This window comes from Bacillus sp. UNC437CL72CviS29, assembly GCF_000482345.1.
In the GTDB taxonomy this organism is placed as follows: Bacteria; Bacillota; Bacilli; order Bacillales; family Bacillaceae_G; genus Bacillus_A; species Bacillus_A arachidis.
The window spans coordinates 60,519-66,803 of the sequence record NZ_KI535303.1 but is presented as its reverse complement, the minus strand read 5'-3'; the positions used below and the strand labels follow the sequence as shown (position 1 = coordinate 66,803).

Below are 6,285 nucleotides of genomic sequence, written 5' to 3'. Positions count from 1 at the left end.
GCCGAATATAATGCCAATGATGGAAAACAACCCAACGCCGAATATAATGCCAATGATGGAAAACAACCCAATGCCGAATATAATGCCGATGATGGAAAATAATCAAATGCCGCACCCAATGCCAATAATGGAAAATAATCAACCACCGCAAATGCCAATGCCATATCAACCGCAAATGATGCCACCACAAATGCCAATGCAAATGATGCCACCACAAATGCCGATGCCATATCAACCGCAAATGATGCCACAACAGTATCCGTATTATCAAATGCCATATACACAAGGTATGCCAATCATGCCGCACCAAATGCCAATGCAACATACTTCAATGCCATATCAACCACCAATAGATAATAGCAATCCACAAATGATGCCGGCAGAAGAAGATTGTGGATGTGGTGGAGAAAGAAATCTATACAGTCCACAGCCAGGTGTGCCGAATTCTCCATATTATCCAACAGCTCAAACTGCATATGCACCGCAACCAGGTGTGATGAATTATCAACAAGATCCGCCAGAGATTTTTGGAGAACCGCTTATAGAAGAAGGGGAATAGAAGGAGCTGTGCTAACGATGAAAAGGTAGTGTTAGAAAATTCCTAGTGAAATATTAACAAGTGTAAAACCCTCCTTTATTACTCACTATAAAAAGGAGCTTTTCGAGAGAGAAGTTCAGGCCTAACAAGGGGGGTTTTTATATTGAGTAAAAAGATTAAAATTATTGCTGCTTCTTTGTTAGTTACCAGTGCATTAGCTGCATGTGGTACACCTAAGAATAAAAGTGCAATGGATGGACGTAATGCGAACTACAATTATGAGCGTACATCCTATTATGATACACAACCATATAGAGATAATGTAACGCGTACTGACCGCTATACAGATTATGTAACATATAAAAATGGGAATAGAGTTACAGATAATGTAAATGATCGTCGCAATGACGTTGGATATAACTATTACCGTGATGTAAATTACCATGGTCAAATTGCAAATCCTTATCCAACGCGTAACATTACAATGAACAATTCATACGTGAACAACGATGGTAAGACAGCAGAAAAAATTACAAATCGTGTTAAGGGTATGAATAATGTAGATCGAGTTTCTACTGTTGTACGAGGAAATGATGTAGTAATTGCGGTAAAACCACGTAACGCAGTAACAAACGAAACAGCAATGGCAAATGAAATTCGTCAAGCTGTTGCCGATGAAGTGAAAAATCGTAATGTGTATGTAACTGTTAAAAATGACATGTTTGATCGTGTCGATACAGTGAGTACACGTCTGCGCAATGGAACAGTAACAAATGATTTAAATCGTGATATAACAGACTTGTTCCGAGATGTTCGTGCTGATCTAACTGGTACAGTACGATAACAAAAAAAGCTTGCTTTCCTGGTATATTAATGTTATATTAGCAAAGCGATGAGCTAATTTACGTAAGACGAGAGATATGCTTAAGTGCTAAACACGCGGATGTGGCCGCCTGGTCTCTCGCCGTAAACGCATCAAGACGCCTGCTATGTGCAGGCGTCTTTCTTATTATATAAAAGTAAATGACTCATACGGGTAGGAATTACGCCTTACCTGCATTTTTTATTTTCATGAAAAATAACCGCCACTGTTATTATGGATAAAACTTCTATTTTCGGAAAAACTACAAATAGAAGTTTTATTTTTCTAGAAGAGGTGAGCGGAAATGAAATTCATGATGGTTATAATTCAGGTCATAATTGCTATGCTTTGTTTATATCATGAATCAAGTGTGATTGCTGCGTCTCCTGCATTAGAGATTACGCAAAAAGAACCTCAAGTTACGGTTTTATTAGAGCGAATGTATTTAGATGGAGAAGTAAGTGAGGAAATCTTTACTGAAAAAGTAGCGAACTTAGAACAATTTCTGCAGCAGTACAAAGAATGGCAACTTGTCGATCGTGATGATACACAAATTGTATTGCAAAAAAAGGTAGATGATATTTCACCACTACTGAAAACGAGTGGGTATTTTGGTGTTTCCAACGAAGGGATACTGCAAATTTTTAATGGTGTGCCCAAAAATGATAATGCGATTCATTCATTTTTTCAAATTGATATGAAAAAGCTAGAAAGTTATGATCGAGCAGAGTTGAAACGTGGTATTCGTATTAAGTCGAAAGAGCGTTTTGTGAAGACGATCGAGAAAATGAAGCAGTATGCAGTGCAAAATAAGAAAAACAGCAGCTCGGGATGAACTGCTGTTTTTCTTATTTGTTTTTATCTAAAACTTGTTTTGCAATTTCATCAATTAGCATATCTTTTCCGATTGGATTGAATGATTTTGTGTTAAAGACTTCATTGCTTACTTCATAAATGTGATTATTTTTTACAGCTTTGTTATCTTTCCAAACAGCGCTGTTTTTGTAGTCTGCATATACTTTATCTGCTTCGTCACCAAAGTTTACAACAAACATTTGATCAGGCTGGAATGCAACAAGACCTTCTAATGATACTTGTGCCATCGTTTGTTTTAAATCTGTACCTTTCGTGGCAGGAAGTTTTAAGTCATTAAAGAGAATGTCCCCGTACCCGAAGCTGCCATATACACGGAAGTTTTGCGGTGTTACAGCAAGAAACATAAAGTTTTCATCTTTTGTCTTCTCTTTAATCTTTTTTGATAAGGAATCAGCTTTTTTATCGTAATCTGCAATCCATTTGTCTGCTTTTTTCTCTTCGTCAAATAGCTTGCTTACTTCTTTAAATTTACCACGCCAATTTTCTAAGTTTGTCTCTAGAACAACTGTTGGTGCAACTTTTGTTAATTGGTCATAAATTTTCAATTGACGGTTATTTAAAATAATTAAGTCTGGCTTTAAGGCAGTAACTGCTTCTAAATCGACTTTAGGTGCCCAGTACCAACCTACTGCTTTTACACCTTTTAGCTTTTCTTGCAAATGATCTTGGATTTTATCTTTATACGTGTTGGCAGTACCAACAGGTTTATGACCAAGAAGTAATAGTTCTTCAGAAGATCCAGATAAGTCAACAATTCTTTTTGGATTTGTTGGAATTTTAACTTCTCCTTTTGCATGTTTTACAATTTTTGTTTCCGGTTGTTCTTTTGCCTGTGATTCATCTTTGTTAGAAGAGCAACCAACGATGGTAAAAACCACAAGAATAAGAGTAAGTAGAATAGATAAATTGCGTTTCATCTTGCATATAACCCCTTTAATTAATATTGATAATCATTATCGACTATGTAATAGTAATTTGCTGTATGTCTTTCTGTCAATATGAAAAGTAGAAAATTTAAATATAGAACATTTGTTGGGGTAGTCTCGCTTTTCTATCGTTAAATATGTTAAAATGGAATACATGATTTAAGAGGGAGAGATCGTATTTTGTTTGAATATGTTACAGGCTATGTGGAATATGTAGGGCCAGAATATGTCGTTCTTGATCATAATGGAATTGGCTATCAAATTTTTACGCCAAATCCGTATGTATTCCAAAGAAGTAAGCAAGAAATTCGTGTATATACATATCATTATGTGAGAGAAGATATAATGGCGCTTTATGGATTTAAGACACGTGAAGAGCGTTTATTATTTACAAAACTTTTAGGTGTATCAGGAATCGGACCAAAAGGTGCGCTTGCCATTTTAGCTTCGGGTCAAACGGGGCAGGTTGTGCAAGCAATTGAACATGAGGATGAAAAATTCTTAGTGAAATTCCCGGGAGTTGGAAAGAAAACGGCTCGTCAAATGATTTTAGACTTAAAAGGAAAATTAGCAGATGTTGTACCAGATGCATTTGTTGATCTATTCTCAGATGTAGAACGTTTCGATGAGAAGAACGGATCATCCGCTGAGCTAGATGAAGCGCTGGAAGCACTGCGTGCACTTGGTTATGCAGAACGAGAAGTGAATCGCGTTGTGCCAGAGTTATTAAAAGAATCGCTTACTACGGATCAATATATTAAAAAGGCACTTAGTCTTTTACTAAATGGTAAGAGGTGAGTAGAATGGACGAACGTCTCCTCTCAGGAGAATCGGCATATGAAGATGCGGATTTAGAATATTCGTTACGGCCACAGACGCTCCGTCAGTATATTGGCCAAGATAAGGCAAAGCATAATTTAGAAGTGTTTATTGAGGCGGCGAAAATGCGTGAGGAAACGTTAGATCACGTATTACTATACGGACCGCCAGGACTTGGTAAAACGACGCTTGCAAATATTATCGCTAATGAAATGGGTGTTAATATTCGAACAACATCAGGTCCAGCAATTGAGCGTCCGGGAGATTTAGCGGCAGTGCTCACGGCGCTTCAACCTGGCGATGTATTATTTATTGATGAAATTCATCGTTTGCATAGGTCAATTGAAGAGGTATTATATCCAGCAATGGAAGATTTCTGTCTTGATATTGTCATCGGTAAAGGTCCGAGCGCACGATCTGTACGCCTTGATTTACCTCCGTTTACGCTAGTTGGTGCAACCACGCGGGCTGGTGCGTTATCAGCGCCGCTTCGTGACCGTTTTGGTGTGTTATCACGATTAGAGTATTATACAGTAGATCAATTGTCAGCGATTGTAGAGCGCACAGCAGAGGTGTTTGAAGTTGAAATCGATTCATTAGCTGCTTTAGAGATCGCAAGGCGTGCACGTGGTACACCACGTATTGCAAACCGTTTACTAAGACGTGTACGTGACTTCGCGCAGGTTCGAAGTGACGGAACAATTGCGATGGAAATTACCCAAATGGCATTAGAGCTCTTACAAGTCGATAAATTAGGGCTTGATCATATCGATCATAAGCTACTGCTTGGCATTATTGAAAAATTCCGCGGTGGTCCAGTTGGATTAGAAACGGTCTCAGCGACAATTGGGGAAGAGTCTACGACGATTGAAGATGTGTATGAACCATATTTACTGCAAATTGGTTTTTTACAACGAACGCCAAGAGGACGAATTGTAACGCCACTTGCGTATGAACATTTCGGAATGGAGATGCCTGGAGTATGACGGATATGCCAAAGCTGCTTATTACAGCTGGTATTCTTCTCATTGTCGTGGGAGTAGCTTGGAAGTTTATCGGAAGGCTTCCAGGCGATATTTTTGTGAAAAAAGGAAACGTTACCTTTTATTTTCCGATCATTACATGTATTGTGTTAAGTATTGTATTATCTTTTATTATGTATATAATAAATCGATTTAAATAGAAATAGGTGGATATAGTTATGGATATTAATCTGTTTGATTTTCATTTACCGGAAGAACTTATTGCACAAACGCCTCTTGAAGACCGTGAAACATCAAGATTAATGGTGTTAGACCGTGAAACCGGTGATATCGAGCATAAGCATTTTACGGACATTCTTTCTTATTTACATGAGGGCGATTGTTTAGTATTAAATGAAACGAAAGTTATGCCTGCTCGTTTGCATGGTGTGAAAGAAGATACAGGTGCACATATTGAAGTGCTCCTTTTAAAACAAGAAGATGGAGATAAATGGGAAACACTTGTAAAGCCAGCTAAACGTGTAAAAGAAGGAACTGTCATTTCTTTTGGTGAAGGAAAGTTAAAAGCAACTTGCACAGGAACAGCTGATCAAGGTGGCCGTCAGCTAGAGTTTTCGTATGACGGTATCTTTTATGAAATTTTGGATGAACTTGGAGAAATGCCGCTTCCTCCATATATTAAAGAAACACTAGAAGATCGTGACCGTTATCAAACGGTATATGCGAAGGAAATTGGTTCTGCAGCAGCGCCGACAGCTGGACTTCATTTTACAGAAGAGTTATTAGAGAAATTAAAGCAAAAAGGTGTTCATTTAGCATTTATTACGCTTCATGTTGGTCTTGGTACATTTAGACCAGTTTCAGCCGATACAATTGAAGAACACCATATGCATGCGGAGTATTACCATATGTCAGAAGAAACGGCAGATTTGTTAAACCGTGTGAAGGAGAGTGGCGGTCGTATTATTACTGTTGGTACAACGTCAACACGTACGCTAGAAACAATTGCTACAGATCATGATGGTAAGCTTTGTGCAGCATCTGGATGGACGGATATTTTTATGTATCCAGGATATGAATTTAAAGCAATTGATGGTTTAATTACAAACTTCCATTTGCCGAAGTCAACATTAATTATGCTTGTGAGTGCATTTGCAAATAGAGAAGATGTACTTCATGCTTATAATGAAGCAGTAAAAGAAAAATACCGTTTCTTTAGCTTTGGTGATGCGATGTTCGTTGCATCTCATGCTAAAGTGAAAGATAAATAAAAAGGAGTAA

Annotated in this window: 8 protein-coding genes; 7 read left to right on the top strand and 1 reads right to left on the bottom strand. The window is 37.8% G+C overall.

Annotated features, from left to right (window positions below; all coding sequences use genetic code 11):
• From M014_RS30265 to M014_RS0121340, 3 genes are all read left to right on the top strand, one after another.
• A partial coding sequence (locus M014_RS30265) for a spore coat protein (protein ID WP_231503990.1) occupies window positions 1-559 on the top strand: 559 nt, incomplete at its 5' end.
• A 142-nt stretch (window positions 560-701) separates the two neighbouring features.
• The gene (locus M014_RS0121345) at window positions 702-1,382 is read left to right on the top strand and encodes a YhcN/YlaJ family sporulation lipoprotein (protein WP_026593495.1); all 681 of its coding nucleotides are present in this window, start codon (window positions 702-704) and stop codon (window positions 1,380-1,382) included.
• A gap of 322 nt (window positions 1,383-1,704) precedes the next feature.
• Window positions 1,705-2,235 (top strand): BofC C-terminal domain-containing protein, encoded by a 531-nt coding sequence (locus M014_RS0121340; protein WP_026593494.1) that lies wholly within the window; start codon window positions 1,705-1,707, stop codon window positions 2,233-2,235.
• A gap of 13 nt (window positions 2,236-2,248) precedes the next feature.
• Here the strand turns inward: M014_RS0121340 and M014_RS0121335 are convergent, their stop codons facing one another.
• Window positions 2,249-3,193, bottom strand: coding sequence for an iron-hydroxamate ABC transporter substrate-binding protein (locus M014_RS0121335; RefSeq protein WP_026593493.1), 945 nt, complete (start codon window positions 3,191-3,193; stop codon window positions 2,249-2,251).
• 189 nt (window positions 3,194-3,382) lie between these two features.
• Between M014_RS0121335 and ruvA the strand changes: the two genes are divergently transcribed.
• Genes ruvA through queA form a run of 4 tightly spaced genes read left to right on the top strand, consistent with a single transcriptional unit; the run spans window position 3,383 to window position 6,275 of the window.
• Window positions 3,383-4,000, top strand: a complete 618-nt coding sequence (ruvA, locus tag M014_RS0121330) for a Holliday junction DNA helicase RuvA (protein WP_026593492.1) — start codon at window positions 3,383-3,385, stop codon at window positions 3,998-4,000.
• 5 nt (window positions 4,001-4,005) lie between these two features.
• Window positions 4,006-5,007: a Holliday junction branch migration DNA helicase RuvB gene (ruvB, locus tag M014_RS0121325; RefSeq protein ID WP_016116458.1), complete on the top strand. Its 1,002-nt coding sequence runs from the start codon at window positions 4,006-4,008 to the stop codon at window positions 5,005-5,007.
• The gene (locus M014_RS0121320) at window positions 5,004-5,204 is read left to right on the top strand and encodes a DUF2905 domain-containing protein (protein WP_026593491.1); all 201 of its coding nucleotides are present in this window, start codon (window positions 5,004-5,006) and stop codon (window positions 5,202-5,204) included. Before ruvB ends, M014_RS0121320 begins: the two co-directional genes overlap by 4 nt.
• 18 nt (window positions 5,205-5,222) lie before the next feature.
• Window positions 5,223-6,275 (top strand): tRNA preQ1(34) S-adenosylmethionine ribosyltransferase-isomerase QueA, encoded by a 1,053-nt coding sequence (gene queA, locus M014_RS0121315; RefSeq protein ID WP_026593490.1) that lies wholly within the window; start codon window positions 5,223-5,225, stop codon window positions 6,273-6,275.
• Window positions 6,276-6,285 lie beyond the last annotated feature (10 nt).

Excerpts from the sequence above, each read along its gene's own strand:
- M014_RS0121340 (WP_026593494.1), top strand. The coding sequence starts at position 1,705 with ATGAAATTCATGATGGTTATAATTCAGGTCATAATTGCTATGCTTTGT.
- M014_RS0121335 (WP_026593493.1), bottom strand. The coding sequence starts at position 3,193 with ATGAAACGCAATTTATCTATTCTACTTACTCTTATTCTTGTGGTTTTT.
- ruvB (WP_016116458.1), top strand. The coding sequence starts at position 4,006 with ATGGACGAACGTCTCCTCTCAGGAGAATCGGCATATGAAGATGCGGAT.
- M014_RS0121320 (WP_026593491.1), top strand. The coding sequence starts at position 5,004 with ATGACGGATATGCCAAAGCTGCTTATTACAGCTGGTATTCTTCTCATT.
- queA (WP_026593490.1), top strand. The coding sequence starts at position 5,223 with ATGGATATTAATCTGTTTGATTTTCATTTACCGGAAGAACTTATTGCA.